General features: G+C 61.7%; 1 protein-coding gene. It reads left to right on the forward strand.

The window, feature by feature from the left end; translation table 11 throughout:
• Window positions 1–42: 42 nt before the first annotated feature.
• Window positions 43–256: RNA polymerase sigma factor (locus SB724_RS20950; RefSeq protein ID WP_410572888.1), on the forward strand; the 214-nt coding region annotated here is incomplete at its 3' end.

Here is a 256-nt window from a genome sequence, read left to right on the forward strand (position 1 = left end):
GTCCGCCGGACAGCCCACGATCGGAACCGTAAGGCCAGGAGGATGGCGACCGCAGCCGATGATGCGATCCTCGATACCGCCGTGACCGATTCGGATCCCGTGCTAAGTGATCTTGAGTCGACCATCATGGCCAAAGCATTCAAATCGCTGCCTGAACGCTGGCAGGCAGTCCTTTGGCACGTTGACATTGAAGGCCTGAAACCTGCGGCCGCGGCCCCCTTGGTGGGCCTCACCCCCAACGGTGTCTCATCCCTGG

Origin of the sequence: Bacillus sp. SIMBA_031 (assembly GCF_046535225.1) — a bacterium.
Lineage (GTDB): Bacteria > Bacillota > Bacilli > Bacillales > Bacillaceae > Bacillus > Bacillus velezensis.